Below are 26,019 nucleotides of genomic sequence, written 5' to 3'. Positions count from 1 at the left end.
CGACGACGCGTCCGCCGCGGACGGCGGCACCCGCGCCGAGCGCCGCAAGGCCGGGAAGACCCGGATGACCCGGCGCGGCCGGATCCTGGCCTGGACGGGCGGGGTGGTCGGCGTCGTCCTGCTCGGCACGGCCGGGGTGGGCGCGTGGGTGTACCAGCACCTGAACGGCAACATCCACGGCGGGGACGTCAGCAGCGCGCTGGGCGGCGACCGGCCGGTCAACCTCAGCCCCGGCTCCAAGAACATCCTGGTCGTCGGCTCGGACAGCCGGGCGGGCACCGGCGGCAAGTACGGCAGCGGCCTGACCACGATGCAGTCGGACACCCTGATGGTGCTGCACATCGCGGCGAACCATAAGTGGGCCACCGCGGTGTCCTTCCCGCGGGACTCCTGGGTGCGGATCCCGGCGTGCGACAAGGGCGGCGGCGGGCAGTCGTCCCCGCACCACTTCAAGATCAATGAGGCGTTCTCGATCGGCGGGCTCAGCGGCAACGTCATCAACGCCGCGGCGTGCAGCATCAAGACGCTCGAGAAGAACACCGGGCTGCGGATCGACCACTTCGTCTCCGTCAACTTCGAGGGCTTCAAGGGCATGGTCGACGCGCTGGGCGGCATCGAGGTCTGCCCCAAGCACGCCATCCACGACAAGAAGGCCCAACTGGACATGGAGGCCGGCTGCCAGACCGTCAAGGACGAGAAGGCGCTCGGCTACGTCCGCACCCGCTACAGCGTCGGCGACGGCTCCGACCTCGGCCGGATCGGCCGCCAGCAGGAGTTCATGAAGGCGATCGCGGCCAAGGCCCAGTCCCAGCTCACCAGCCCGACCGCGCTCTACGGCTTCCTGGACTCGGCGACCAAGTCCCTCACCACGGACAACGATCTGGCCGGCGTCAAGCCCCTGTACGACCTCGCCTCCACGGTCAAGGACATCCCCTCCGACCGCCTCACCTTCCTCACCGTGCCCACCTATCCGCGCGAGGCGGACATCCCCAGCGACAAGGCCAACGTGATCTGGCAGTACCCGCAGGCCAGCGAGCTGTTCAGCGACCTGGCCCACGACCGCGAGATCGGCGCCGCCGGGAAGGCCAGGTTCGCCGAGGCCGCGAAGAACCCGGTGACCGCGCACTCCGTCCGGATCCGGGTCCTCAACGGCACCGGCACGCCCGGCCGGGCCGCCACCGCCGCCGAGGAGCTCCGCAAGCTCGGCTTCACCATCGTCGCCACCGGCAACGCGCCGACCACGGACAAGACCAGCATCGGCTACCCGGCTTCGCTGAAGACCCAGGGCGAGGTGCTGGCCGCCCGGCTGCCGGGCACCAAGGCCGCGGAGTCGGCACAGGCGTCACCGGGCGCGGTGACGCTGACCATCGGGCCGGACTTCACCACCGCCAACAGCTGACGGCCGCCGCGCAGTTGCGCTCCGGCTCGCCCGAGCCGGAGCGCGGCGTTGTGACCCACCGCTCGTCAGGCCTGCAGCCGCTCGACGGGGCGGGAGGTGTGCACCTCGATGTCGTGCGCGGCGCGGTTGAGCAGCTGATGGCTCAGGTCCGACAGCGCCCGCGCGGTCGCCAGCTCGTCCCCGATGGCGGGGACGTTCTCGTCCGTCGGATTGCACCTGGCGGTTCCCTGGCCGACGATCTGCCCGCCTTCCTTGCCGCGCAGCCGGGCCTCGGCCTGGACCTCGCTGCCGGATTCGACGATGCTGATCTCGGCGTTCCACGTCTTCGTACGCCTACCCGTACCGGTCACCGGAAGCCTCCCTCCGCCCCCTGGGAACAGTCCCCACACACAGCGTCGCACCGGCGCCGACCAGCCGCATCTGGAGGCTGGCCACAGGGCAATTGGGGGGCTGGCCCCATGGCCGGGCGGGCGGCCGGGTCCGTAGTGTCACGCGGGAAGGGCCGGGATCCGGTGGGAGCGGGCCCGCGCGGCGGGCTTCGGCCCGGCGCCCGGGGACGCGCCGCGGAGAGGGCCAACTCATTTCGTATCGGGGGGTATTCATGCGCAGGCAGGTCCGCTTCATCGGGGCCGTGGCGCTGGTCGGAATCGGGGCGGTCACCGTCGGTGCGTGCAGCCTGGTGGCCGGCACGACCTTCACGGACGACGCCGCGGTGTCGCAGAAGATCACCTCCGTCCGGGTGGACACCCGCGACGGCGCGGTGACGGTGCACGGCGGCAAGGGCGGCGACACGGTCTCCGTCCACCGGTCGGTCACCTACCGCGGCGACCGCCCGCAGGGCCCCAGCCACCGCGTCGAGGGCGGGACCCTGGTGCTCGGCGGCTGCGGCGACGAGTGCTCGGTGAGCTACACGGTCGATCTGCCCGGCACCGTCCCGGTCACCGGCGAGACCACCAACGGCGCGCTGAAGCTGTCCAGCGTGGGCGCGGTGAAGGTGTCCACCAGCTCCGGCAGCATCGACCTGGACCAGGTGTCCGGCGCCGTGGACGTCCGGACGACGAACGGCGCGGTCACCGGCAAGGGGCTGGCGGGCAGCCGCACCGCCGTCGAGACCTCGAACGGCCGGATCGACCTGACCACGACGACACCGCAGGACGTCCGGGCGAAGACGTCCAACGGCGCGATCGCGGTGACGGTGCCGGACGCCCACTACAGGGTGTCCGCGGACACCGACAACGGCGCGAAGAAGATCGGCGTCACCCAGGATCCGGCGGGGCGCTACCGGCTCGACCTGACCACCTCGAACGGGGAGATCACCGCCGAGAAGGCCGCCGGCTGAGGCCGCTTCGTCTCCGCCCCCGGCGGCGCCGCACCGCGACGTCGTAAACCTGCCGGACCTCGGGGGCGGCCGACTGCTGCACTGGTGAGCACCGCAACAGACCGCTCACCAGGACGGAATCCATGCCGACCGCCGCCCGCACCGCCACCGCATCCGAATCCGCAGCCGCAGCCGCAGCCGCAGGACCCGCGGCCGTCGCCCGCTCGCCGCTGAACGGCTGGCTCGCCGTGATCGCGGTGATGCTGGGGATCTTCTCCATCGTCACCACCGAAATCCTGCCGATCGGCCTGCTCACCGATATCGCGGCCGACTTCCGCATCTCGGACGGCACGGCCGGGCTGATGATGACGCTCCCCGGGCTGCTGGCCGCCTGCGCCGCGCCGACGGTGACGGTGGCCACCGCACGGATCGACCGGCGGCTGATGCTGTGCGCCTTCCTCGCGCTGCTGGCGCTGGCGAACCTGCTCGCCACGGTCGCACCGGCCTACTGGCTGGTGCTGCTGTCCCGGGTGCTGGTCGGCATCGTCATCGGGGGTTTCTGGTCGATCGGGGCCGGGCTGGCCGAGCGGCTGGTGCCCGCGGAGTCGGCGGGCCGGGCGACCGCGGTGATCTTCTCCGCGGTGCCGCTGGGCTCGGTGCTCGGGGTGCCCGCGGGGACCTTCCTCGGCAACCTCGCCGGCTGGCGGACGGCCTGCGCCGTCGTGGGGGCGCTGTCGCTCGGCGTGCTGGTGCTGATGGCCCTGGTGAGCCCGTCGCTTCCCGCCGTACGGGCCACCAGCGCGACGATGCTGCGCGGCATGCTGCGCGGCGTCCCTACCCGTTTCGCGCTGCTGATGACCTTCCTCGTCGTGCTCGCGCACTTCGGCGCCTACACCTATGTGACGCCCTTCCTGGAACAGGTCACCCACGTGGCATCCGCCGGGCTGATCACCGTTTTCCTGCTCGCGTACGGCATCGCGGGAATCGCCGGGAACTTCCTCGGCGGCGGGATGGTGGCGCGCCGCCCGCGCACCGTCTTCGGGGCCGCGGCGGGGCTGCTCGCCCTCGCCACGCTGCTGCTTCCGGTCCTGGGCCGCGGGGAAGGGGGTGCGCTGGTGCTGCTGGTGGTCTGGGGCATCGCGTACGGCGCGGTACCGGTCGCTTCGCAGACCTGGTTCGCCAAGGCGGCGCCCGCCGCGCCGGAGGCGGCGTCGGTGCTGTTCACCGCCTCGTTCCAGGCGACGCTGTCGCTCGGCGCGCTGGCCGGCGGGATGATCGTGGACCGTACGTCGCCGTCGACCGTGATGGCGCTGGGCGGCGCGACCGCGGTCCTGGTGGTCCTGGCGGCGTGGGTGCACCGCGCCAAGCAGCTGGAGTGGCCGCGGAGTTGAGGGCCCGGACGGGGTTCGCGAAGGAGAACGGGGGCGGTGTTTCACGTGAAACGCCGCCCCCGTCACGCCACTTCGCGCCTCAGTCCTCCCCCTCCAGCTCGCCCTCCGTCTCCAGGAAGGCGTCCCGCAGGGCGGCCAGCGTCTCCGCGTCGGGCTTCTCCCACATACCGCGGGACTCGGCCTCCAGCAGGCGTTCGGCGATGCCGTGCAGTGCCCAGGGGTTGGCCTCCTGGAGGAAGGCGCGGTTCTCCGGGTCGAGGACGTAGGTCTGGGCGAGCTTGTCGTACATCCAGTCGGCGACGACCCCGGTCGTGGCGTCGTAGCCGAACAAGTAGTCCACGGTTGCGGCGAGTTCGAAGGCGCCCTTGTAGCCGTGGCGACGCATCGCCTCGATCCAGCGGGGGTTGACGACCCGGGCGCGGAAGACCCGGGAGGTCTCCTCGACGAGCGTCCTGGTGCGGACCGTCTCGGGGCGGGTCGAGTCGCCGATGTACGCCTCGGGGGCCTTGCCCTTGAGCGCCTTGACCGTGGCGACCATGCCGCCGTGGTACTGGAAGTAGTCGTCGGAGTCCGCGATGTCGTGCTCGCGGGTGTCGGTGTTCTTGGCGGCCACCGCGATGCGCTTGTAGGCGGTCTCCATCTCGTCGCGGGCCGGGCGGCCTTCGAGCCCGCGGCCGTACGCGTAGCCGCCCCAGACGGTGTAGACCTCGGCCAGGTCCGCGTCGGTGCGCCAGTCGCGGGAGTCGATGAGCTGGAGCAGGCCCGCGCCGTACGTGCCCGGACGGGAGCCGAAGATCCGGGTGGTGGCGCGGCGTTCGTCGCCGTGGGCGGCCAGGTCGGCCTGGGCGTGGGCCCGGATGAAGTTGCGGTCGGCGGGCTCGTCGAGGCCGGCGGCGAGCCGTACCGCGTCGTCGAGCAGGCCGATGACGTGCGGGAACGCGTCCCGGAAGAAGCCGCTGATGCGGAGGGTGACGTCGATGCGGGGGCGGCCCAGCTCGTCGAGCGGGACGGCCTCCAGGCCGGTCACCCGGCGCGAGGCGTCGTCCCACACGGGGCGGACCCCGAGCAGCGCCAGCGCCTCCGCCACATCGTCCCCGGAGGTGCGCATCGCGCTCGTGCCCCACAGGGACAGGCCCACCGACTCCGGCCAGTCGCCGTTGTCGTCGCGGTAGCGGGACAGCAGCGAGTCGGCGAGCGCCTGACCGGTCTCCCAGGCGAGGCGCGACGGCACGGCCTTGGGGTCGACGGAGTAGAAGTTGCGGCCCGTCGGAAGGACGTTGACCAGCCCGCGCAGCGGCGAGCCGGACGGACCGGCCGGCACGAAGCCGCCGTTGAGCGCGTGCACCGCGTGGTCGAGTTCGTCGGTGGTGGCGGCCAGCCGCGGCACGACCTGCCGGGCGGCGAAGTCGAGGATGTCGGCGACCGCGGCCGGGTGCCCGTCGGCGACCCCGGCCACCGCGGCCGGGTCCCACTTCGCGTCCTCCATCGCCTGGACCAGCGCGCGGGCGAGGGCCTCGGCGTCGTCGGCGGCCGTCCGGGTCGCGGCCGACTCGTCCAGGCCCAGTGCCTCGCGCAGTCCGGGCAGCGCCGAGGTGCCGCCCCAGATCTGCCGGGCGCGCAGGATGGCGAGGACGAGGTTGACCCGCGCCTCGCCGGTCGGCGCACCGCCCAGGACGTGCAGCCCGTCGCGGATCTGGGCGTCCTTGACCTCGCACAGCCAGCCGTCGACGTGCAGCAGGAAGTCGTCGAAGCCGTCGTCGTCGGGGCGTTCGTCCATGCCCAGGTCGTGGTCGAGCTTGGCGGCCTGGATCAGCGTCCAGATCTGCGCGCGGATGGCGGGCAGCTTGGCCGGGTCCATCGAGGAGATCGCGGCGTACTCGTCGAGCAGCTGCTCAAGGCGGGCGATGTCGCCGTAGGAGTCCGCGCGGGCCATCGGCGGGACGAGGTGGTCGACGAGGGTGGCGTGCACCCGGCGCTTGGCCTGGGTGCCCTCGCCCGGGTCGTTGACCAGGAACGGGTAGACGAGCGGGAGGTCGCCGAGCGCCGCGTCCGGGCCGCAGGCCGCGGAGAGTCCGGCGTTCTTGCCGGGCAGCCACTCCAGATTGCCGTGCTTGCCGAGGTGCACCATCGCGTCGGCGCCGAAGCCGCCGTCCGCGGCGGGGGCGGCGATCCAGCGGTAGGCCGCCAAGTAGTGGTGCGAGGGCGGCAGATCGGGGTCGTGGTAGATCGCGATCGGGTTCTCGCCGAAGCCGCGCGGCGGCTGGATGAGGATCAGCAGATTGCCGCGGCGCAGCGCGGCGAGCACGATGTCGCCGTCGGGGTTGTGGGAGCGGTCGACGAACATCTCGCCGGGCGGCGGGCCCCAGTGCTCCTCGACGGAGCTGCGGAGTTCCTCCGGAAGCGTCGCGTACCAGCGGCGGTAGTCGGCGGCCGGGATCCGGACCGGGTTGCGGGCCAGCTGCTCCTCGGTCAGCCACTCCTGGTCGTGGCCACCGGCCTCGATGAGGGCGTAGATCAGCTCGTCGCCGTCGCCGGACGCGAGCCCGGGGACCGGCTCGGCGCCGAAGTCGTAGCCCTCGGCCTGGAGGCGGCGCAGCAGCTCGACGGCGCTCGCCGGGGTGTCCAGGCCGACCGCGTTGCCGATCCGGGAGTGCTTGGTGGGGTACGCGGACAGCACCAGCGCCAGGCGCTTCTCGGCGGCCGGGATGTGCCGCAGCCGGGCGTGCCGGACGGCGATCCCGGCGACCCGGGCGGCGCGTTCGGGGTCGGCGACGTACACCGGGAGGCCGTCCTCGTCGATCTCCTTGAAGGAGAACGGCACGGTGATCAGCCGCCCGTCGAACTCGGGCACCGCGATCTGCGAGGCGGCGTCGAGCGGGGACACCCCCTCGTCGTTCTCCTCCCAGGCGGCGCGCGACCCGGTCAGGCACAGCGCCTGGAGGATCGGCACGTCCAGGGCGGCCAGCGCGCCCGCGTCCCAGGACTCGTCGTCGCCGCCCGCCGACGCCTCCGCGGGCTTGGTGCCGCCCGCGGCCAGCACGGTGGTGACGATCGCGTCGGCGGCGCGCAGTTCCTCGATCAGCTCCGGCTCGGGGGCGCGCAGCGAGGCGACGAAGAGCGGGAGCGGACGGCCGCCGGCCTCCTCGATCCGGTCGCACAGATCTTGTACGAAGGCGGTGTTGCCGCTCATGTGGTGGGCGCGGTAGTAGAGCACGGCGACCGTCGGGCCGCCGGCGTCGCACGCCGCGCGCTCCAGCCGGCCCCAGGAGGGCGCGGGCGCGGGCGGCTCGAAACCGTGGCCGGTGAGCAGGACGGTGTCGCTGAGGAAGCGGGCCAGCTGCTCCAGGTTGGCCGGGCCGCCGTGCGCGAGGTAGGCGTGCGCCTCGGCCGCGATGCCGACCGGGACGGTGGACGCCTCCATGAGCTGGGCGTCGGGGGCCTGTTCACCGGTGAGGACGACGACCGGGCGGTGCTGGTCCGCGGCCAGCAGCACGTCGAGCCCCTCCTGCCAGGCGCGGATGCCGCCGAGGAGGCGTACGACGACGAGATCGGTGCCGTCGAGGAGGCCGGGCAGTTCGGCGACGTCGAGTCGGGCCGGGTTGGCGAGCCGGTACGGCACCGGCCCCGCGGCGGCACGAGCGCTGAGCAGGTCGGTGTCGGAGGTCGACAGCAGCAGGATCACGGCGCAGCCTTCCTCGGGGTATCCGCGCCCCGGGTGGTCGTATGGACGGCGGGAGTTCCTGGCTCACCCGGCGGTGGCCGGGTTCACAGTGGCGGGACCGCGCCGGATTCTCACCGGGCTTCCTCCCTGGCGCCGTCGCTGGCGTCCGGCGGGTCAGCCGACCCACCGACCTGCATAGTAAGGGCTGCGTCCCGGCAGCGGGAGCGCGCCTCCGGGGGCGCTCGCCGGGGCCTTGCGCCCCCGGTTTCGGAGCGACCCGGCGTAGGTATGCTCGCCGCCATGCCGCCCTCCCCCGCACCACCGCCCCACCGGGCCGAACCGCCCGTACGGGATCGTGGTGACGCCTGCCCGGGAGCGCTGCGGCTGCACTCCGCCGCGGACGGGCAGCTGGCCCGAGTGCGGCTGCCGGCAGGGGACTTGACGGTAGGCCAGGCCACCGCGCTCGCAGACGCCGCCGCACACCTCGGCGACGGCCACCTCTCGCTCACCTCCCGCGGCAACGCCGAACTCCGCGGACTGCCCGACGGCTGCGGCCGGCGGCTCGCGGACCTGCTCGCCGGCGCCGGGCTGCTCCCTTCCGTCCGCCATGAGCGGATCCGCAACATCGTGGCCTCGCCGCTGGCCGGACTGGACCGGCACACCCCGCCTGACGTGCGGGTGTGGGCCCGCGGCCTGGACGCGCTGCTCTGCGCGAGCACGGCCGCGACGGGGCTTTCGGGCCGGTTCCTCTTCGTCCTCGACGACGGGCGGGGGGATGTGGCGGGGCTCGGCGGCGATGTGACCTTGATCGCAGAATCGGGCATCGCGGGATCGGAGATCGCGGAATCGGGCGCTGCGGGTGCCGCGTCCGGGAGCGGGGCGCTGCTGCGGGTCGGTGACGACCCGGCCGCGCTGCGGATCGCCGGCGAGGACGTTCCGCGTGCCGCGCTCACCGCCGCCGAGACCTTTCTGACCATCGCCGCGGCGAGCGGCAGCGGCGCCTGGCGGGTCCGCGAACTCCCCGCCGACCGCGCGCTCACCGCCCGCGAGGTGGCGCGAGCCCTGCGGGCGGCGGGCATCGCCGCGGAACACGTGAATGACGTGAATTGCGTGAATGACGCGGGATATTCGGAATGCGCTGCGGATGCCGCCGAGGCCCCCGGTCCGCTCTCTGCCCCGCGGTACGCCGACTCCCGCGCCCCCGGCCTCGTCGACGGCGCCGACGGGCGCCGGGCGCTTGCCGTTCTCGCGCCCCTGGGTCGGCTGACCGTCGCCCAGTGGCGCGCGCTGACCGGCATCGCCGCCGACGACGGCGCGGGCGAACTGCGGCTCACCCCCTGGCGCGGGATCGTCCTTCCCGGCCTGCCGGCCGCGACCGCGCCCCTGCGCCTCCGCGAACTCGCCACCGCCGGGCTGATCACCGACCCGGCCTCCCCTTGGCACGGCCTCAGCGCCTGCACCGGCCGCCCCGGGTGCACCAAGTCCCTGACGGATGTCCGCGCCGACGTCGCCGCCGCCCTCGCCGAGGGTGCCTCCGCACCCGCGGGAGGCGGCGGCCTCCCCGTCCACTGGTCCGGCTGCGCACGCCGCTGCGGACACCCCCGCGGAACGTGGGTCGATGTCGTCGCGACACCCGACGGCTACCGCACCGCCGTCGTACGGCCCGAGGACCCGGCACCGTCCCCCGCCGTACGGAGACCCTCACGACCGGCGCCGGTTTCACGTGAAACACCCCAACTGCCCACCGTTTCACGGGAATCGGCCGCACCGGACCCGGTTTCACGTGAAACACGACCGGCACCGGGTCCGTCCCACACCACCCCCATCACCCCTCAACCCACCACCCCGAGGCCCCAGTGACCGCGTTCGAGTACGAAAAGGACGGGGCGGAGATCTACCGCCAGTCCTTCGCCACCATCCGCGCCGAGGCGGATCTCTCCGGGCTGCCCGCCGACGCCGGCCAGGTCGCGGTCCGGATGATCCACGCCTGCGGCATGGTCGACCTCGTACGCGACCTGGCCTTCAGCCCCGGGGTCGTGGCGCGTGCCCGCGCCGCACTGCGCGCCGGTGCACCGATCCTCTGCGACGCCAACATGGTCGCCAGCGGCGTCACCCGCAAGCGGCTGCCCGCCGACAACGAGGTGCTCTGCACGCTCACCGACCCGTCCGTGCCGGAGCTCGCCGCGCGGATGAGGACGACGCGCAGCGCCGCCGCGCTGGAACTGTGGCGGGACCGGATGGAGGGCGCGGTGGTCGCCTTCGGCAACGCCCCCACCGCTCTCTTCCGGTTCCTCGAAATGATCGAGGAAGGGGCGCCCCGCCCCGCCGCCGTCATCGGCATACCCGTCGGCTTCATCGGCGCGGCCGAGTCCAAGGACGCGCTGATCGACCACCCGTCGAAGCTGGATCACATCGTGGTGCGCGGGCGGCGCGGCGGCAGCGCCATGACCGCAGCCGCTATCAACGCCCTGGCGAGCGAGGAAGAGTGAGCGTGAGCGAGCAGCAGGCCCACAACGGCGTGCCGGAACAGCAGTCGGCGCAGCACCCGGAGCGGTCCACCGGCCGTCTCTACGGCGTCGGCCTCGGCCCCGGCGACCCGTCCCTGATGACGGTGCGGGCGGTGGAGGTCATCGCCCAGGCGGACGTGGTGGCGTATCACAGCGCCCGGCACGGACGCTCCATCGCGCGCTCCATCGCGGCGAAGCACATCCGAGCCGACCACATCGAGGAAGCGCTGGTCTACCCGGTCACCACCGAGTCGACCGACCACCCCGGCGGCTACCGGGGCGCGCTGGACGAGTTCTACGAGTCCGCGGCGGCCCGGCTCGCCGCCCACCTCGACGCCGGCCGCACCGTCGCCGTCATCTCCGAGGGCGATCCGCTCTTCTACGGCTCGTACCAGCACATGCACAAGCGGCTGGCCGACCGCTACCCGACCGAGGTCGTCCCCGGCGTCACCTCCTTCAGCGCCGCCGCGGCCTGCCTGGGCACCCCGCTCGCCGAGGCCGACGAGGTGCTGACGATCCTCCCCGGCACGCTGCCGGAGGAAGAGCTGACGGCGCGGCTGGCCGCCACCGACTCCGCCGTCGTCATGAAGCTCGGCCGCACCTTCCCGACCGTGCGCCGCGCCATGGCACGCTCCGGCCGGATCGCGGAGGCCCGCTACGTCGAACGCGCCACCATGTCCGGTGAGCGCACTGACCGGCTCGCCGCCATCGACGCCGACACCGTCCCGTACTTCTCGGTCGCGGTGGTGCCCAGTCGGATCGCGGCCACCGAAGCGCCGCCGGCCGCCGAGCACGGCGAGGTCGTCGTGGTGGGCACCGGTCCCGCCGGCCCCCTCTGGCTCACCCCCGAGTCCCGCGGCGCGCTGGCCGCCGCCGAGGACCTGGTCGGCTACACCACGTACCTGGACCGCGTGCCGATACGCCCCGGGCAGCGCCGCCACGGCTCCGACAACAAGGTCGAGTCCGAGCGCGCCGAACTCGCCCTCGACCTGGCCCGCCGCGGCCGGCGGGTGGCCGTGGTCTCCGGCGGCGACCCCGGCATCTTCGCCATGGCCACCGCGGTCCTGGAAGTCGCCTCCCAGGACCCGTACCGCTCCGTCCCGGTGCGCGTGCTGCCCGGGGTCACCGCCGCCAACGCCGCCGCCGCCCGCGCCGGCGCCCCGCTGGGCCACGACTACGCGGTCATCTCGCTCTCCGACCGCCTCAAGCCCTGGGACGTCATCGCCACCCGCCTCGGTGCGGCGGCCTCCGCCGATCTGGCCCTGGCCCTGTACAACCCCGGCTCGCGCTCCCGTACATGGCAGGTGGCCAAGGCTCGCGAACTCCTCCTGGAGCACCGCGCGCCGGACACCCCGGTCATCCTGGCCCGCGACGTCGGCGGCCCCGAGGAATCCCTGCGGACCGTCCCGCTCGCCGACCTCGACCCGGACCAGGTGGACATGCGCACCATCCTCCTCGTCGGCTCGTCGCAGACGCAGGCGGTGCGGCGCGATGACGGGACCCAGACCGTCTGGACGCCCCGGAGGTACCCGGAGTCCTAGGGTCTTTCCGACCCTGACCCATCGGACAGGATTTGGGGGCCGGGCGACGGGCCGGCCCCCAATCCGGCCCGTTCTCAGCCGAGTTGGCGGGTGACCGGCGGTAGTCCGAGGGCCGTCCGCAGCCAGTCCGCGGCCTCCTCGGGCCCTGCGGCCACCGGTACCCCTTCCGGGGCGGGTGGCCGCTGGACGACCACCACGGGGATTCCGGCCTCGCGCGCCGCCGTCAGCTTGGGGGCCGTCGCCGCCGCGCCGCTGTCCTTGGTCACCAGGACGTCGATGCGATGGTGGCGCAGCAGGTCCCGCTCCCCGTCCAGGGTGAAGGGGCCGCGGTCCAGAAGGGCCGTCATACGGGGCGGGCGCGGCGGCTCGGGCGCGTCGACGGAGCGGACCAGGAACCAGAGGTCCGTGAGGTGGGCGAAGTGCGACAGCCCCATCCGGCCCGTGGTGAGGAAGACCCGGGCGCCCAGGCCGGGGAGGGCACGGGCGGCGTCGGCCAATGAGGGGACCGGGTGCCAGATGTCGCCGGGTCCGGGGACCCAGCCCGGGCGGCGGAGCGCCAGCAGGGGAGTATGGGCGGTGGCGGCGGCCTGGGCCGCGTGGAAACTGATCGTGCCGGCGAAAGGATGGGTGGCGTCGATGAGCGCGTCCACCGCATGCTCGCGCAGCCAGCGGGCGAGGCCCTCGGGGCCGCCGAACCCGCCGATGCGCACCTCCCCGGCGGGCAGCCGCGGTGCCGCCACCCGCCCGGCGAGGGAACTCGTCACCCGTACCCGCGGTTCCTGCTCCAGGGCGGCGGCCAGGCGGCGGGCTTCCGTGGTGCCGCCGAGGACCAGTACGTGGCGGGCGGTGTCGTTCATCGGCATGGGCAGCGGGTTCCTCCGTGGCTGACGCGCAACCGAAGGGTACGGGAGGCCGGAGCGCGCAGCTCGCGCACACCGGGCTGCGGCACGGGTGGACGACCGGGGCGTGTGCCACAGCGGCGAGCAGCGCCGCGTACACGGCACTGCTGAGCGGGGAGTTCCCGGACCCGGTGACGATCACCCTGCCGAAGGGGCAGACGCCGTCCTTCGCCCTCGCCGTCGAGGAGCTGACGGCTCCGGGTGCGGAGCCGGCCCGCGCCATGGCCGGGGTGGTGAAGGACGCCGGGGACGATCCCGACGTGACGCACGGGGCGTTGGTGCGCGCCACAGTACGCGCGCTGCCGGCCGGTTCGGGCGTGGTGTTCAGAGCCGGTCCCGGGGTCGGGACGGTGACCCGGCCGGGGCTGCCGCTGGATGTCGGCGAACCCGCCGTCAACCCCGTACCGCGCCAGATGATCCGGGAGCATCTGACGGCCGTCGCCGAACGGTACGGCGGCGGGGGAGCCGCGGCCGACGTCGAGGTGGAGATCTCCGTCGACCACGGGGAGGAGATCGCCCGCAGCACCTGGAATCCGCGGCTGGGGATCCTGGGCGGGTTGTCGATCCTGGGGACGACCGGGATCGTCGTGCCGTACTCCTGCTCCGCCTGGATCGACTCGATCCGGCGCGGGGTGGACGTGGCGCGCGCCGCGGGACGGCGCCATGTGGCCGGGTGCACGGGATCGACCTCGGAGAAGGTCGCCGTCGCGCTGCACCACCTGCCGGAGGACGCGCTCCTGGACATGGGGGATTTCGCGGGGGCGGTGCTCAAGTACATCCGCCGCCATCCCGTCGACCGGCTGACGATCTGCGGCGGCTTCGCCAAGTTGTCCAAACTGGCGGCCGGTCATTTGGATCTGCACTCCGCGCGATCCCAGGTGGACAAGGGCTTCCTGGCCGAGCTGGCCCGGCGGGGCGGTGCGGACGAGGCGCTGACGGACGCGGTGGCCGGGGCCAACACCGGCCTCGCCGCACTCCAGTTGTGCGCGGCGGCCGGCGTTCCGCTCGGCGACCTGGTGGCGGCCACAGCACGTGACGCGTCACTGGCCGTGCTGCGCGGGGCGCCGGTAGCGGTCGATGTCATCTGTATCGACCGGGCGGGAATGGTGGTGGGACGGGCAGAGCCGCGCGGGCCGGGAGGCTGAACGGGCCGCTGCGGTGCGGTTTCACGTGAAACCGCACCGCGGCGATCGGACGCCGGCGGAAACCGGCGCCCCCCGCCGCGCGGCCCGTCGCCACTACTGCGACATCTCGCTCCGGCGCCCGAACTCGCCCTCGCGACCCTGGTCCATGCGCTGGTGACCGGTTTTCTCGTGGGTACGGAAGACAGGTCCGTAACCGTGGTCCCGCCAGCAGCTGGCGTCCCCACCGGTCAGCGCGCCCAGCGCCGACCCGAGGGCACAGGCGGCCATCCTGATCGGGCTCTCCTTCATCTCGAAGTGATGGCGCTTCGCCTTCCCGTGGCCGTCCTCCCGACCGTCGGCACTGGCGGCGGTGGTGCCGCAGAGGGACAGCAGGATCGCGGCGACGGCCGCACCGGCGGCCATTTTGGTACGCATCGTGGCGTGCTCCTTTGCATCGGTCCCCCCGGTGTCGCAGCTTCCTTACCGGCAGCCCTCGGCACGGAAACGGATATTCACCCCGATGCGGTCATATAATCATCCGGACAGGTCCGAGGGGCCCATCACGGCGCTGACGTACCCTCAAAGGCCGTCGGATCTCCGCACGGTGCGTGCGGGCGCTCCCGCTCCGCCGAGTAGAGGTGGCTGTCGCGGAACTGCTCGGCGCCCAGCGTGCGGCCGACCATGATCACTGCTGTCCGGACCACCCCCGCGCCCTTCACCTGGCCGGCGATATCGCCGAGCGTGCCGCGCAGGACGAGTTCGTCGGGACGGGAGGCCATCGCCACGACGGCGGCCGGGCAGTCCGCGCCGTAGTGCGGCAGGAGTTCGTCCACGACCCGGTCGACGTAGCGGGCCGCGAGGTGCAGCACCAGCAGCGCACCGCTGCGCCCCAGGGTGGCCAGGTCCTCGCCGTCGGGCATGGGGGTGGCCTGCTGTGCGATCCGGGTGAGGATGACGGTCTGCCCGACGGTGGGCACCGTCAGTTCGCGCTTGAGGGCCGCCGCGGCGGCGGCGAACGCGGGCACGCCGGGCACGACCTCGTACGGCACCCCGGCCGCGTCCAGGCGGCGCATCTGCTCGGCCACCGCGCTGAAGACGGACGGATCGCCGGAGTGCAGCCGGGCGACGTCGTGGCCCTCCTTGTGGGCCCGCACCATCTCCACCGTGATCGTGTCGAGGTCGAGCTGCGCGGTGTCGATCAGCCGGGCCCCGGGCGGGCATTCGGCGAGCAGTTCGCGCGGCACCAGGCTGCCCGCGTACAGGCACACGCCGCAGGCGGCGAGGGTACGGGCGCCGCGCAGGGTGATCAGGTCGGCGGCGCCGGGACCCGCGCCGATGAAGTGGACGGTCATGGTTCCTCGGTCTCCTGGTGGGTGGGGTGCACGGAGGTTTCCCGGGCACCGGGATGTGCGGGTTTCACCGCCGACCACTGGGTGACCGGCATCGCCTGCCGCCAGCCCGTGAAGCCGCCGACCGGCACCGCGTGCGCGACCGCCAGCCGCACCAGTTCGCCGCCGAACCGCCGGTACCGGTCGGCGAGCAGCGCCTCGGACTCCAGCGTCACGGTGTTCGCGACGATCCGGCCGCCCGGCGGCAGCGCCGCCCAGCAGGCGTCCAGCAGTCCGGGGGCGGTCAGGCCGCCGCCGATGAACACCGCGTCCGGCGTCGGCAGCCCGTCCAGCGCGGCGGGCGCGGGACCGTGCACCACGCGCAGCGCCGGTACGCCGAGGGTGTCCGCGTTGCGGCCGATCCGCTCGGCCCGTTCGCCGTCGCGCTCGACGCTGACCGCACGGCAACTGCGGTGCGTGCGCAGCCATTCGATGGCGATGGAGCCGGAGCCGCCGCCGATGTCCCAGAGGAGTTCGCCGGGCGCGGGCGCCAGCGCGGCCAGGGTGGCGGCCCGGACATGACGCTTGGTCAGCTGGCCGTCGTGTTCGTAGGCGTCGTCCGGGAGCCCGGGCACCGCCGGCAGGCGCAGTGCGCCCGGTGCGCGGACGCAGTCCAGCGCGATGACGTTCAGCGGATCGCCCGCCGGCGCGTCCCAGCCGTCGGCGGTACCCTCGCCCAACCGCTCGCGCGCGCCGCCGAGTTGCTCCAGGACACGCATCCGGGTCGGCCCGAAACCCCGCGCCCGCAGCAGCGCCGCGACCTCGCCGGGTGTCCCGGCCCCGGCGGACAGCACCAGCACCCGCCGCCCGTCGTGGAGCGCCCCCGCCAGATTCCCCGCGGGCCGCCCGACGAGCGTGACCACCTCGGTGTCCTCCACCGCCCACCCCAGCCGGGCGCAGGCGTAGGACACGGACGACGGATGCGGCACCACGCGCAGCGGCCGCGGCGCCGCCGCCCCCTCCGCCAGCACCTCGATCAGCGTCCGGCCGATCCCGTGGAACATCGGGTCCCCGCTGGCCAGTACGCACACCCGGCGCCCTTCGTGCGCGGCGAGCAGCCCCGGTACGGCGGGCCGCAGCGGCGAGGGCCACGGCACCCGCTCCCCGGCGCACTCCGCGGGCAGCAGCCCGAGCTGCCGTGCCCCTCCGATCAGCACCTCGGCCGCGGACAGCTCCCGCCGGGCGGCGGCGGACAGACCGTCCCAGCCATCGGCCCCGATGCCTACGACGGAGAGGGGTGGTGGGGCGCTCACTGCCGGGTACCTCAAGGGGCGCGAAGGGACGGGTGCCGAACTCTACTGACCGGCCCTGCTGCGGCCTCCCGCGGGGAGGCCGCAGCAGGGCCGAGGGGTGACCGAACACCCCTATTGCACATTGGTTGCAATTACTTGCTATTACTGTCCGGGGACACCGAACGGGACACGACGCGAGGGGAGTGCGGTCCATGGGCTCACCAGTGGTGCTGGGCATCGAATCGTCCTGCGACGAGACGGGCGCCGGCCTGGTGCGCGACGGGCGGCTCCTCGGGCACGCGCTGGCGTCGAGCATGGACGAGCACGCCCGGTTCGGCGGCGTGGTGCCGGAGATCGCGGCGCGGGCGCATGTGCACGCGCTGACCCCGGTGGTGCGGGGCGCGCTGGCCGACGCGGGGCTGCGGGCCGCCGATATCGGGGCGGTGGCGGTGACCACCGGACCGGGGCTGTCCGGTGCCCTCCAGGTGGGACTGGCCGGGGCCAAGGGGCTGGCATACGCGCTGGGGGTGCCGCTCTACGGGGTGCACCACCTGGCGGGGCACGTCGCCGCCGACACCCTGGAGCACGGACCGCTGCCCGACCCCTGCGTGGTGCTGATCGTCTCCGGTGGGCACACCTCGCTGTTGCTCGTACGCGACCTGACCCGCGACCGCATCGTGCACCTCGGCGACACTCTGGACGACGCCGCCGGGGAGTGCTTCGACAAGGTCGCCCGGGTCTTCGGGCTGCCGTACCCCGGCGGCCCGGCCATTGACCGGACAGCGCGCGAGGGGGATCCGCGCGCTGTCCCCTTTCCCCGCCCGCTCACCGTGGGCCCGCCCGAGAAGCGGTTCACCTTCTCCTTCTCGGGGCTGAAGACCGCGGCGGCGCGCTGGGCGGAGAGCCACCACGCCGCGGGGCATCCGCTGCCGGTCGCCGACGGGGCGGCGGCGCTCCAGGAGGCGGTGGCCGATGTGCTGACCCGCAAGGCGGTGGCCGCCTGCACCGAGCACGGTGTGGGGACGCTGGTGGTGGTCGGCGGGGTGGCCGCCAACTCCCGGGTCCGCGCGCTGGCGGAGGAGCGCTGCGCAGCGGCGGGCATCGCGCTGCGGGTACCGCCGCTGCGGCTGTGCACGGACAACGGCGCGATGATCGCCGCGGTCGGCGATCTGCTCGTCCGGGCGGGTGCCGAGCCCGCTCCGCTCGATGTCTCGATCGACCCGTCGGCGCCGCTGGAGTATGCCGCGCTGCATCCGGTGGCGGCGGGGCGGGCGCTCGCCGCATGAGCCACAGGAGAGGCGCCCGGTGCGCGGCGCCGTGGGCGCGCCCCTTCCGTGGCGACGTCGCCTCCGGCACGGCGTGTTTCACGTGAAACGGCGACCGGCCATGCGCCGGGGCCGTTCGGCGCCGCCTGGCCCCGGTCCGCGCAGCCGACTCACTCCACCGCTCTGACCAGGGAAGATACGCCGTTCGACGGTAATGACAACGGTCACCGGTGCAGCCTTTGGATCTTTTGTCGAAGTGCGGTTTGCTTCGCAGCGAGGACCCCGGAAGGAGCGCGCCCATGACCGAGCACGCCCACAGCGGCCACAGCCACTCGCACAGCCACTCACACGCCGTCTCCCCGAACGCAGACCGGCGCTGGCTGCGGGCCGCACTCATCCTGCTCACCGCCTACATGGCGGTCGAGGTCTCCATCGGCTTCCTGGCACAGTCGCTGGCACTGATCTCGGACGCCGCCCACATGCTCACCGACGTGGTCTCGATCGTGCTGGCACTGGTCGCGATGCGGCTGGCCGCGAAGCCCGCGCGGGGCGGGTACACGTACGGCCTCAAGCGCGCCGAGATCCTCTCCGCGCAGGCCAACGGCATCACCTTGCTGCTGCTCTCCCTCTGGCTGGCGTACGAGGCGGTCCAGCGGCTGATCTCGCCGCCCGCGGTCACCGGGGGGCTGGTGGTGGTCACCGCGCTGTCCGGTGTGGTGGTGAACCTGATCTGCACCTGGTTCCTGTCGAAGGCCAACCGCTCCAGCCTCAACGTGGAGGGCGCCTACCAGCACATCCTCACCGACCTGTTCGGCTTCATCGCCACCGCGATCTCCGGTCTGATCGTGCTGACCACCGGCTTCGAGCGGGCCGACGCGATCGCCTCGCTCGTCGTCGTCGCGCTGATGCTCAAGGCCGGTACCAGCCTGGTGCGGGAGTCCGGCCGGATCTTCATGGAAGCCGCCCCGGCCGGGATCGACCCGGACGCGCTGGGCGATCACCTCGTGGCCGCCGACCAGGTCGTCGAGGTCCACGACCTGCACATCTGGCAGATCACCTCCGGGCAGCCGGCACTCTCCGCGCACATCCTGGTCGCACCGGCCGGCGACTGCCACAAGGTCCGCCGCAATCTCCAGGAGCTGCTGAGCGGGGAGTACGGCATCACCCACGCCACCCTCCAGGTCGACCACGTCGGCGAACAGGACAACGACGAGCTGCTGACACTCGAACCGGGCCCGGGCCACGGGCCCGAGCCGGCCGCAGGCCACTGCGACGACTCCCACGGGCCCGTGCACCGCCCGGGACCGCACCGGCACTGAGCCCGCCGAGCGGGCCGCCCTCACTCGGGTGAACCCGGCCCGCGAGCGCCCGGAGAGCCACTGGTGCGAGCGGCACCGGTGCTCGGATGACGGCATGAGAACCGCCGCCGTCTGCGCGCTGCTGTACGCCGCCACGCTCCCCGCACCACCGGCCGCCGTCCCCGTCCCACCCGCCGTCTCGGTGTCGGTGTCGGTGACCGACGGGGTCGACCGGGCCGAGGCGGGCAGGCGACTCGACTACCGCATCACCGTCCACAACCTGGGCGCCCACGACGTCCACCGGGCCCGCATCGAGCAGGAGATGCCGGCCACCACCCTCTCCGCCACCGCGGCCGGCGGCACCGTCGGCGGCCACGGGACGAGCCGGCAGAAGGCCGTGTGGCACGCCGACCTGCCCGCGCACGACATCCAGGTGTTCACCGCCGGCGCGGTGCTCGGCGCCCCCCGCGACCCCGACACCACCGCCGCTCCCGGCACCCTGCGTGCCGCCTCCACGGTCTGCGTCTACGCCGGCCCGTCCGCCGCCCCCACCGCCTGCTCCGGCAACCTGGACGATCTGCCGACGGCCCGGCCCGGGCCGGAGCGCCGGGACACGTGGGTGTGGCGGGGTGCGGCGGCCCTGGTCAGTGCGCTGTTCGTCTCCGGGGCCGTCCGGGCGGTCCGGCGCGGCCGTGCCCGGCGGTCCGGGTGACCGCGGCGACCGGCGGCTGTCCGGGAGCCCGGACGGCCGCCCACCCGTACGGTCACCCGTTGGCACCGGCCCCGCTCGCGGCCGACGGCCCCACGGACTTGCCTGGAGCTGGCCGTAGTCCGCCGTTCCAGGAAGGACCGCAACGCGATGTCAGCGAGCGCACCCGTACGCGCCGACGGCCGGGTGGCGGCGGCGCGGTGCCCTCCCGGGCAGCCGCAGCGCCGCGGACGCTCGCTGGCCGGCGGGGTGCTGCTGCTGGTCGGGACGCTGCTGCTGCCGCTGAGCCTGGCCGCCGTATGGGCCCGCGCGGAACTCACCGACACCGACAGTTATGTGGCCGCGGTCGCCCCGCTCGCCGGAAACCGCGCCATCCAGAACGCCCTCGTCGACGACGTCACCAACAGCGTGATGCCCCATGTCCGGCTCGACGGGCTGCTCAAGGTCGTCCCGCGCGCCGAACGGCCGGCACTGCGGCGGAAGTTCACCCGCGGCATCCGCGAGTTCGTCGGCAAACAGGTCCGGCAGGTCGTCACCGGCCGCACCTTTCCCTCCGTCTGGACCGGTGTGCACCGCACCGCGCACCAGACCCTGGACGGCACGCTGGCCACCTCGGTCGACACCCCCGTCACCCTGGACCTCACCCCGGTCCTCGAACGCGTCAAACACCAGCTGTCCGGCAACGGCCTGGGCATCGACCTCGCCCGCCGGGTGCCGCGCACCGGTGCCTCGATCGTGCTGCTGAGACCGCCGGACGTGCCGCGGTTCCGGGCGGTGTTCCAGGCCGCGCGCACCGGCGCGCTGGTGCTGCCGCCGGCCGCCGCGCTCTGCCTGCTGGCCGGGCTGCTGCTGGCGCGGCGCCGGCGCCGGGCGCTGATCTGCGCGACAGCGGGCTGCACGGTGGCCTGTGCGCTGCTGGCCGCGGCACTGGCGCTGGTCCGCACCCGGGTCCTGGACGCGCTGCCCGCCTCGGTCTCCCGGCCGGCCGCCGATGCGTACGCGGACGCGCTGACCGATCCGCTGCGCACCGGTGTGTGGTGCGCCGTCGGCACCGGCGCGCTCGTCCTCGCGATCGCCGCCGCGGGCCCCCCGGCCGCCCGCGTACTCCGCTCACCGCCCCATCCGCCCGCTCCCACCGACTCCTCCTGACCGGGGCGGCCGCGGCCGCCCCGGCGAGAAGCGGCACCTCACCCGCGAGCGGAACGCGCACCACGCCGAGGCCCTGCGTGCGGGTGCGACCACCCCAACGCCCCCGAGGCGCTGGAGGAGTTGACGGAAAGAGCCCGGCGGGCAGACCGGCCTCAGATCGCCAAGACGGTCTTCCCCTGCGCCCGGCCGGTGCGGCTCGCCGCCAGTTCCTCGGGGGCCTCCTCCAACGGGACCTCGCGGCCCACGAGGACTGTCAGACGACCCGCGTCGAGATGGCCGGCCAGGATGTCCAGCAGTTGCGGGGACGGACGGTTGACGAAGTTGAAGCCGCGCAGATTGTGTTCGGTGAGCACATCGGCGTCGGCCGAGCCGATGAGCGAGACGGCCGTGCCACCGTCCCGCACGGTCCGGGTCAGCTCGATGAACTCTTCCGGGCCGCTGGCCATGTCGATCAGGACATCCACCCCGTCCGGGTGCGCCGCCAGGACCTGGTCGGCGACCGGGCCCGCGGTGTGGTCCACGGTCTCCGCGGCGCCCAGGGTGCGCATCAGCTCCGCCTTGGCCGGACGGGCGGTGGCGATCACCTCGGCCCCACGGCCGGCCGCGAGCTGAGTGGCGAAGGTACCGACCCCTCCGGTCGCGCCGACGATCAGCACCCGGCGACCCTCGCCGATCCGGGTCTCCTCGACGAGGTTGTAGGCGGTCATCCCAGCCGTCGGCACGGCGGCGGAGGTCGCGTAGGTGACACTGCGGGCGGCCGGCGCGAGGGAGTTCTCGTCGGCGACGGCGAGTTCGCAGTACGAGCCGCCGCCCCGCTCCGGCCGCTGGAACTGGCCGAACACCGGGTCGCCGACGGTGAACCGCCGTACACCGGGCCCGACCGCGACCACCTCTCCCGCTCCGTCCGTCCCCATGACCAGAGGGAAGGAGGCCTGCACGGCGTCCCCGAACATGCCGTCGGCCAGCTTCCAGTCGACCGGGTTGAGTCCGGCGGCGGCCAGCCGCACCAGGACCTCCCCGGGCCCCGGCTCGGGCTGCGGCAGCTCCATGAGCTGTGGCTGTTCACCGAATGCGCTGACTGCTACGGCTCTCATGCGGCGTTCCCTTCCACCCGTCCGAGGAGGCCGGGTGGATCGTAAGCACGCGGGCGGGGCGGGACGCGGCAGGACGGGAGGGGCTGCCCCGGAAGCAACTCTTACGGCCCCCGTCCCGTCTCGCCTCCCCCACTCGTTTGCCCGCATGACGGGACCGGTGGCGGACCGCGGGATTCAATGGCGCAATGATCCGGTTCGAGTCCGTCACCAAGCGCTACCCCGACGGGACCACCGCTGTCGACGACCTCTCCTTCGAAGTCGGCGAGGGCGAGTTGGTGACTCTCGTCGGACCGTCCGGCTGCGGCAAGACGACGACCATGATGATGGTCAACCGGCTCATCGACCCCACACAGGGCCGGATCTTCGTCGAGGGCTCGGACGTCGCCGGCGTCGATCCGGTCGGGCTCCGCCGCCGCATCGGCTACGTCATCCAGCAGACCGGCCTCTTCCCGCACCGCACCGTCCTCGACAACACCGCGACCGTGCCGTACCTGACCGGCTGGAAGAAGGCCCGAGCGCGCGAGCGAGCCGCCGAACTCCTCGACCTGGTAGGGCTGGACCCCGCCGTCTACGGCTCGCGCTATCCCGACCAGCTCTCGGGCGGCCAGCGCCAGCGGGTCGGGGTGGCCCGTGCCCTGGCCGCCGACCCGCCCGTGCTGCTGATGGACGAGCCGTTCGGCGCGGTCGACCCGGTCGTCCGCGACCGCCTCCAGAAGGAGTTCCTGCGGCTCCAGGCCACCATGCACAAGACGGTGCTTCTGGTCACCCATGACATCGAGGAGGCCATCCGCCTCGGGGACCGGATCGCGGTCTACGGACAGGGCCGGATCGAGCAGTACGACACCCCGGCGAGCGTGCTCGGCACCCCCGCCACGCCCTATGTCGCCGAATTCGTCGGCACCGACCGGGCGTTGAAACAGCTCTCGGTCACCGGTATCGACCGCGACGACCTGGAACGCCCGCCGTTCGCCCGGCTCGCCGAATCCGCTGCCGAGGCGGTGACCCGGTTGCGGTCCGAGGGCGCCCGCTGGGCGGTGGTGCTGGACAGCAACGGCGCACTGCACGGCTGGGTGGCCACGGAGAAGCTGGCCGGGGCCGGCGGCACCGTCGCTGACCATGCCCGGCGGATGGAGGCATGGGTCCCGGTGACCAGCACTCTCAAGGCGGCCTTCAGCGAGATGCTCAAGCACGACGCCGGCTGGATCGCCGTCCTGGACGGCCACCGGTTCCTTGGCGTCCTGACCCCCACCACCCTCCACGAGGCGCTGCGCCGCACCATCTCCCCGGACGAACGAGGAGTGCCGCGGGGGCGGGCAGAGGTGGACTCGGTCCCTACGGAGTGAGGCGAGCCGGCCCGGCACCGTACGACAGCAGCGCGGCGTTTCACGTGAAACATGGAGGATGGCGCACCGTTTCACGTGAAACACCGGCATATCGCGGATGTTTCACGTGAAACGCCATCCCGTCCCAATCACTGCTGCCTCAACAGCCCTTTCGACACGAGGTAGTTGTGCGCCACGTCCGCCGGCAGCCGCCGCCAGCTGTCGACCTGTTCGTTCAGGTTGGCCAGATCGGCGGTGGTCAGCACGGTGTTGAGGCGGTTGAGCGCGGCGGCCGGACGGGCGCTGCCGGCGCGGGCGCGATTGACGACGGGGACGACATAGTCGGCGTTCTGGAGCTTCTTGTCATCGTCGAGGACCACCAGCCCGAACTGGTCCAAGGTCGCGTCCGTGCTGGTGGTCAGCACCATCTGGTCCTGCCCGTTCTGCACGGCCTGCTTCGCGGGGGTGGTGCCGACGCCCTTCGGGTCGACGGCGGTGACGTCGATCCCGTACGTCTTCCGCAACCCCGGTGCGCAGAAAGGCCGTTGGACGCATTCGTCGCCCGCCGCCAGCCGGACCGGCAGCCTGGCGCGGCCCAGGTCGCTGAGGGTCCTGAGGTGGTGCTCGGCGGCGTACCCGGCGCTCACCGCGAAGGCGTTCTGGTCGACGGCCCGGCCCGCCGGGAGCACGGTCAGGCCGCGCGGGGTGGCCAGCCGGCGCAGTGCGGCCATGGTCGTGCCGAGGTCGGGGGAGGCGACCGGGGCGGCCTTCGGGCCGTGCTCCTTGGCGTTGAGCCAGTCCGCGAGGGTGGCGGCGTATTCGGGCACCACGTCGATCTGGCCGGACTCCAGCGCGGGCTCGTACAGCTCGCGGTTGCCGACGGTGAGGATGCCGGCGTGGTAGCCGGCCTGGTGGAGCAGCGCCGCGTACATCTGGGCCAGCAGCTCGCTCTCGGTGAAGCCGGCCGAACCGACGGACAGATCACGGCTGTTGCCAGGCGAGGCGGTGATCGCGCCGCGGTGCTCCAGGGAGGGCCCGCCGACGCACGCCGTCAGACCCGCCAGCGCGACCAGCGCGAGCAGTGCCGCCGGGACAGCGCTGCGGGCCGCGGGCGCCGGGCCCGGCGTACGGGCCGGTCTCACCGGGTCCGCCCCCGTACCCACACCGGCGCGAACCGCTGCACCAGCTCGAAGACGGCCTCCATCAGCAGCGCGAACACCGCGACCACCACCGCCCCGGCCACGACCTGCGGAGTGCTGGCCAGGTTGAAGCCCGCCGTGATGATGCGGCCGAGTCCGCCGCCGCCGACCAGCGCGGCGAGCGTGGCGGTGGCGACCAGCTGCACGGCGGCGATCCGGACGCCGGTCAGGACGAGCGGAAAGGCGAGCGGCGCCTCGACGTGCCACACCAGCTGCGCCCCGGTCATCCCCATGCCCCGCGCGGCTCGCACCATGTCCCGGTCGACCTCGCGCATTCCGACGTAGGCGTTGGTCAGCAGCGGCGGAATGGCGAACAGCACCAGCGCGACGACCGTCGGCCACTGCCCGTACCGCCCGATGGGCGTCAGCAGCAGGAGGACGAGAACGGCGAAGGTCGGCACCGCGCGGCCGACGTTGGCGAGGTTGACCGCCAGCGCGCCGCCCCGCCCCAGATGCCCCAGCGTCAGTGCGATCGGCAGCGCGATCAGGGCGCTGATGGCGAGACAGGCGAAGGTCAGGACGAGATGCTGCTCCAGCCGGTGGCCGATACCGTTCTCGCCGGACCAGTTGGTGGCGGTGGTCAGCCAGGACCAGACCTCGGAGAGGGTGTTCATGCTCGCCGCCCGGAGGCGGCGGGCAGCCGCCTCCCGCGGCCGCTCCGGGACCTTCGGCCCGCCCGCCGCCACGGGGTGAGCAGGCGTTCCGCACCGAGCAGCAGCACGTCGAAGACCACCGCGATCAGCACGCAGAGCACGGACGCGGTCAGCACCTGCGCCTTGAAGAACGCGTTCATGCCCGTGTAGATGAGGTTGCCCAGCCCGCCGTAGCCGACGATCGCCCCGACCGTGGTGAGCGCGACCGCGGAGACCGTCGCGATCCGCAGCCCGGCCATCGCGGCCGGCACCGCCAGCGGCAGCTCCACCGTCAGCAGCTGCCGCATCGGCCCGTATCCCATGCCCCGGGCGGCCTCCTTGGCCTCGGCCGGGACGCCGTCCAGCCCCGCCAGGATGTTCCGGACGAGCAGCGTGAGGGAGTAGAGGGCGAGTCCGACCACGACCAGGGTGGCGGAGAGCCCGTAGACCGGCAGCAGCAGCGAGAACATCGCCAGCGACGGGATCGTGTAGATGACGGTGGTGATGCCGAGCACCGGCCCGATCGTCCAGCGCCTGCGCCGGGCCAGCAGCGCGAGCGGGAGCGCGATCACCAGCCCCAGCGCCACCGAGACCACCGTCAGCCGGACGTGCTGCCCGACCGCGTCGAGCAGGATCTGCCGGCGGGTGCTCAGGTAGTCGCCGCAGATCCAGTCGTTCCGTGCCAGGCAGTCGTCCGGCGGTGCGGTCACGGTAGAAGTCCACCCCGGGCCGGGCTGAGTGTCGCGCGGGGCGCGTCCGATTGGGCTGCCGTCGGCCCCGCACCACGTATCCACCCCGTCTATACACATGGCGTGTAGCATCTATGTATAGTCGCTGGCGCCCCTACGGCCAGGGTCGGCGCATCGGGCCACGGCTCGTCCGCGCCTGCTC

22 protein-coding genes and 1 riboswitch are annotated in these 26,019 nt (G+C 73.4%); of the genes, 12 read left to right on the top strand and 10 right to left on the bottom strand.

Translation table 11 applies throughout. The features are described from left to right. The first annotated feature begins 64 nt into the window (after positions 1 to 64). Positions 65 to 1,399: an LCP family protein gene (locus GR130_RS00615; protein WP_159509577.1), complete on the top strand. Its 1,335-nt coding sequence runs from the start codon at positions 65 to 67 to the stop codon at positions 1,397 to 1,399. Between the two features lie 65 nt (positions 1,400 to 1,464). Here the strand turns inward: GR130_RS00615 and GR130_RS00610 are convergent, their stop codons facing one another. Next, positions 1,465 to 1,749, bottom strand: coding sequence for a DUF1876 domain-containing protein (locus tag GR130_RS00610; RefSeq protein WP_159502906.1), 285 nt, complete (start codon positions 1,747 to 1,749; stop codon positions 1,465 to 1,467). Between the two features lie 251 nt (positions 1,750 to 2,000). Here GR130_RS00610 and GR130_RS00605 point away from each other — a divergent pair, with 251 nt between their 5' ends. Both GR130_RS00605 and GR130_RS00600 read left to right on the top strand, forming a co-directional pair. Then, entirely contained in the window at positions 2,001 to 2,738 is a 738-nt protein-coding gene (locus tag GR130_RS00605) for a DUF4097 family beta strand repeat-containing protein (protein ID WP_159502905.1), read from the top strand. A 122-nt stretch (positions 2,739 to 2,860) separates the two neighbouring features. After that, positions 2,861 to 4,108, top strand: coding sequence for an MFS transporter (locus tag GR130_RS00600; RefSeq protein ID WP_159502904.1), 1,248 nt, complete (start codon positions 2,861 to 2,863; stop codon positions 4,106 to 4,108). 79 nt (positions 4,109 to 4,187) lie between these two features. Here the strand turns inward: GR130_RS00600 and cobN are convergent, their stop codons facing one another. After that, positions 4,188 to 7,790 carry a cobaltochelatase subunit CobN gene (cobN, locus tag GR130_RS00595; RefSeq protein WP_159502903.1) on the bottom strand — a complete coding sequence of 1,201 codons (3,603 nt, stop codon included), beginning with the start codon at positions 7,788 to 7,790 and terminating at the stop codon, positions 4,188 to 4,190. Positions 7,791 to 7,823: 33 nt separating this feature from the next. Further along, a riboswitch (cobalamin riboswitch) is annotated at positions 7,824 to 7,972 on the bottom strand. A gap of 85 nt (positions 7,973 to 8,057) precedes the next feature. Here cobN and cobG point away from each other — a divergent pair. From cobG to GR130_RS00580, 3 genes are read left to right on the top strand one after another with little or no spacing between them, the layout of a single operon-like run. After that, positions 8,058 to 9,629, top strand: a complete 1,572-nt coding sequence (gene cobG / locus GR130_RS00590) for a precorrin-3B synthase (RefSeq protein ID WP_159502902.1) — start codon at positions 8,058 to 8,060, stop codon at positions 9,627 to 9,629. Beyond that, entirely contained in the window at positions 9,626 to 10,258 is a 633-nt protein-coding gene (locus tag GR130_RS00585; protein ID WP_159502901.1) for a precorrin-8X methylmutase, read from the top strand. The genes cobG and GR130_RS00585 overlap by 4 nt, the downstream gene beginning before the upstream one ends. Before the next feature lie 29 nt (positions 10,259 to 10,287). Then, on the top strand, positions 10,288 to 11,817 hold the full coding sequence (locus tag GR130_RS00580) for a precorrin-2 C(20)-methyltransferase (RefSeq protein ID WP_236573886.1): 1,530 nt from the start codon (positions 10,288 to 10,290) through the stop codon (positions 11,815 to 11,817). Positions 11,818 to 11,891: 74 nt separating this feature from the next. On the opposite strand, the gene GR130_RS00575 is transcribed toward GR130_RS00580, so the two are convergent. Further along, positions 11,892 to 12,674: a cobalt-precorrin-6A reductase gene (locus GR130_RS00575; protein WP_159509575.1), complete on the bottom strand. Its 783-nt coding sequence runs from the start codon at positions 12,672 to 12,674 to the stop codon at positions 11,892 to 11,894. 23 nt (positions 12,675 to 12,697) lie between these two features. Here GR130_RS00575 and GR130_RS00570 point away from each other — a divergent pair, with 23 nt between their 5' ends. Further along, a complete protein-coding gene (locus GR130_RS00570) occupies positions 12,698 to 13,861 on the top strand; it encodes a cobalt-precorrin-5B (C(1))-methyltransferase (RefSeq protein ID WP_159502899.1) in 1,164 nt (387 codons plus the stop codon). 93 nt (positions 13,862 to 13,954) lie between these two features. Here the strand turns inward: GR130_RS00570 and GR130_RS00565 are convergent, their stop codons facing one another. From GR130_RS00565 to cbiE, 3 genes are all read right to left on the bottom strand, one after another. Then, positions 13,955 to 14,275, bottom strand: coding sequence for a hypothetical protein (locus GR130_RS00565; RefSeq protein ID WP_159502898.1), 321 nt, complete (start codon positions 14,273 to 14,275; stop codon positions 13,955 to 13,957). Between the two features lie 125 nt (positions 14,276 to 14,400). Further along, positions 14,401 to 15,192, bottom strand: coding sequence for a precorrin-4 C(11)-methyltransferase (gene cobM, locus GR130_RS00560; protein ID WP_159502897.1), 792 nt, complete (start codon positions 15,190 to 15,192; stop codon positions 14,401 to 14,403). Next, on the bottom strand, positions 15,189 to 16,481 hold the full coding sequence (gene cbiE, locus GR130_RS00555; RefSeq protein WP_159502896.1) for a precorrin-6y C5,15-methyltransferase (decarboxylating) subunit CbiE: 1,293 nt from the start codon (positions 16,479 to 16,481) through the stop codon (positions 15,189 to 15,191). The genes cobM and cbiE overlap by 4 nt, the downstream gene beginning before the upstream one ends. 191 nt (positions 16,482 to 16,672) lie before the next feature. Between cbiE and tsaD the strand changes: the two genes are divergently transcribed. The 4 genes from tsaD (at position 16,673) to GR130_RS00535 (ending at position 20,881) form a co-directional block, all read left to right on the top strand. Beyond that, the gene (gene tsaD / locus GR130_RS00550) at positions 16,673 to 17,746 is read left to right on the top strand and encodes a tRNA (adenosine(37)-N6)-threonylcarbamoyltransferase complex transferase subunit TsaD (RefSeq protein WP_159502895.1); all 1,074 of its coding nucleotides are present in this window, start codon (positions 16,673 to 16,675) and stop codon (positions 17,744 to 17,746) included. A 278-nt stretch (positions 17,747 to 18,024) separates the two neighbouring features. Further along, positions 18,025 to 19,044: a cation diffusion facilitator family transporter gene (locus GR130_RS00545; RefSeq protein WP_159502894.1), complete on the top strand. Its 1,020-nt coding sequence runs from the start codon at positions 18,025 to 18,027 to the stop codon at positions 19,042 to 19,044. A 94-nt stretch (positions 19,045 to 19,138) separates the two neighbouring features. Continuing rightward, a complete protein-coding gene (locus GR130_RS00540) occupies positions 19,139 to 19,735 on the top strand; it encodes a hypothetical protein (RefSeq protein ID WP_159502893.1) in 597 nt (198 codons plus the stop codon). Positions 19,736 to 19,882: 147 nt separating this feature from the next. Beyond that, positions 19,883 to 20,881, top strand: coding sequence for a hypothetical protein (locus GR130_RS00535; protein WP_159502892.1), 999 nt, complete (start codon positions 19,883 to 19,885; stop codon positions 20,879 to 20,881). A 152-nt stretch (positions 20,882 to 21,033) separates the two neighbouring features. Here GR130_RS00535 and GR130_RS00530 read toward each other — a convergent pair whose 3' ends face one another. After that, entirely contained in the window at positions 21,034 to 21,975 is a 942-nt protein-coding gene (locus GR130_RS00530) for an NADP-dependent oxidoreductase (RefSeq protein ID WP_236572624.1), read from the bottom strand. Positions 21,976 to 22,160: 185 nt separating this feature from the next. Here GR130_RS00530 and GR130_RS00525 point away from each other — a divergent pair, with 185 nt between their 5' ends. Continuing rightward, positions 22,161 to 23,318 carry a betaine/proline/choline family ABC transporter ATP-binding protein gene (locus tag GR130_RS00525; protein WP_159502891.1) on the top strand — a complete coding sequence of 386 codons (1,158 nt, stop codon included), beginning with the start codon at positions 22,161 to 22,163 and terminating at the stop codon, positions 23,316 to 23,318. A gap of 128 nt (positions 23,319 to 23,446) precedes the next feature. Here the strand turns inward: GR130_RS00525 and GR130_RS00520 are convergent, their stop codons facing one another. The 3 genes from GR130_RS00520 to GR130_RS00510 are packed head-to-tail and all read right to left on the bottom strand — an operon-like array spanning position 23,447 to position 25,838. Further along, complete coding sequence (locus GR130_RS00520; protein ID WP_159502890.1) at positions 23,447 to 24,439, bottom strand: ABC transporter substrate-binding protein; 993 nt, start codon at positions 24,437 to 24,439, stop codon at positions 23,447 to 23,449. Continuing rightward, positions 24,436 to 25,110: an ABC transporter permease gene (locus GR130_RS00515; RefSeq protein ID WP_159502889.1), complete on the bottom strand. Its 675-nt coding sequence runs from the start codon at positions 25,108 to 25,110 to the stop codon at positions 24,436 to 24,438. Before GR130_RS00515 ends, GR130_RS00520 begins: the two co-directional genes overlap by 4 nt. Next, complete coding sequence (locus tag GR130_RS00510) at positions 25,107 to 25,838, bottom strand: ABC transporter permease (protein WP_159502888.1); 732 nt, start codon at positions 25,836 to 25,838, stop codon at positions 25,107 to 25,109. Before GR130_RS00510 ends, GR130_RS00515 begins: the two co-directional genes overlap by 4 nt. Between the last annotated feature and the right edge of the window lie 181 nt (positions 25,839 to 26,019).

Source organism: Streptomyces sp. GS7 (genome assembly GCF_009834125.1).
GTDB lineage: Bacteria > Actinomycetota > Actinomycetes > Streptomycetales > Streptomycetaceae > Streptomyces.
This window is presented reverse-complemented; position numbering and strand designations above follow the sequence as displayed.

Bases quoted from the DNA above. Each gene is read 5' to 3' on its own strand.
- GR130_RS00615 (WP_159509577.1), top strand. From the start codon at position 65: ATGACCCGGCGCGGCCGGATCCTGGCCTGGACGGGCGGGGTGGTCGGC.
- GR130_RS00605 (WP_159502905.1), top strand. From the start codon at position 2,001: ATGCGCAGGCAGGTCCGCTTCATCGGGGCCGTGGCGCTGGTCGGAATC.
- GR130_RS00600 (WP_159502904.1), top strand. From the start codon at position 2,861: ATGCCGACCGCCGCCCGCACCGCCACCGCATCCGAATCCGCAGCCGCA.
- cobG (WP_159502902.1), top strand. From the start codon at position 8,058: ATGCTCGCCGCCATGCCGCCCTCCCCCGCACCACCGCCCCACCGGGCC.
- GR130_RS00575 (WP_159509575.1), bottom strand. From the start codon at position 12,674: ATGAACGACACCGCCCGCCACGTACTGGTCCTCGGCGGCACCACGGAA.
- GR130_RS00565 (WP_159502898.1), bottom strand. From the start codon at position 14,275: ATGCGTACCAAAATGGCCGCCGGTGCGGCCGTCGCCGCGATCCTGCTG.
- cobM (WP_159502897.1), bottom strand. From the start codon at position 15,192: ATGACCGTCCACTTCATCGGCGCGGGTCCCGGCGCCGCCGACCTGATC.
- tsaD (WP_159502895.1), top strand. From the start codon at position 16,673: ATGGGCTCACCAGTGGTGCTGGGCATCGAATCGTCCTGCGACGAGACG.
- GR130_RS00545 (WP_159502894.1), top strand. From the start codon at position 18,025: ATGACCGAGCACGCCCACAGCGGCCACAGCCACTCGCACAGCCACTCA.
- GR130_RS00540 (WP_159502893.1), top strand. From the start codon at position 19,139: ATGAGAACCGCCGCCGTCTGCGCGCTGCTGTACGCCGCCACGCTCCCC.
- GR130_RS00535 (WP_159502892.1), top strand. From the start codon at position 19,883: ATGTCAGCGAGCGCACCCGTACGCGCCGACGGCCGGGTGGCGGCGGCG.
- GR130_RS00530 (WP_236572624.1), bottom strand. From the start codon at position 21,975: ATGAGAGCCGTAGCAGTCAGCGCATTCGGTGAACAGCCACAGCTCATG.
- GR130_RS00525 (WP_159502891.1), top strand. From the start codon at position 22,161: ATGATCCGGTTCGAGTCCGTCACCAAGCGCTACCCCGACGGGACCACC.
- GR130_RS00515 (WP_159502889.1), bottom strand. From the start codon at position 25,110: ATGAACACCCTCTCCGAGGTCTGGTCCTGGCTGACCACCGCCACCAAC.